Genomic DNA, 708 nt, shown 5'->3' on the forward strand with positions numbered 1-708 from the left:
CTCACAAGTATCATGGGATGCAGCTCGTCAAACAGCGGTCATCAAAGATACATCAGCAGTACAACAACCATCTACACCACCAGTACAACAACCAACTAAACCTATTGAGCAACCAAAACAAGAAACAAACGATGGTAAAGTAGTAAACGGCATCAAAGCCAACTACGGAAGTCATACTTACGCAGTAAAGAGCCAAAAAGAGTACGACCAAGTCATGTCTATCATTGATAACGCCATTGATAAGGCAGACTCTGTGGAGTTTGGGGGTAATTATAAAGAAGCGTTCCAAAAATATATAAATTCGTACCCAAATTGGGATAAAACTGACAAAGCTCAAGCATTTGCAGATAGACAAATAGGTCAACTTATGAAAAACGGAGTTAATAAACAAGAAATTGAATGGTTATATAAATTATCGGTAACCGCTACTACCTTATCCCAACAAGCAGCTCCACGAGACGATGGTGCACCACGCTCAGCTTACGATGAACTTGTAACTAAAACAGGAGATTGTGACTCTTTAGCTCAAGCCCACTCAGCTTTATTCGATGCAGCAGGATTCAACACAGCTATTGTAGCAGGCAGAAACCATGCCACAATGTTTGTACAAATAAAAGGTAAATGGTACTACCAAGGAGGAGGAACATTCAAAGGAGGGGTAGAAAAACTAACCCCAGGTCAAGGCGAATGGTTCCTCTCCAACCCAAC

General features: G+C 41.2%; 1 protein-coding gene. It reads left to right on the forward strand.

Features of this window, described 5'->3' with window-relative positions; genetic code table 11:
• The coding region (locus BAZO_RS01670; protein ID WP_003329477.1) for a hypothetical protein at nucleotides 1–708 on the forward strand (708 nt) is incomplete at both ends.

Origin of the sequence: Schinkia azotoformans LMG 9581, from assembly GCF_000307855.1 — a bacterium.
GTDB lineage: Bacteria > Bacillota > Bacilli > Bacillales > Bacillaceae_J > Schinkia > Schinkia azotoformans.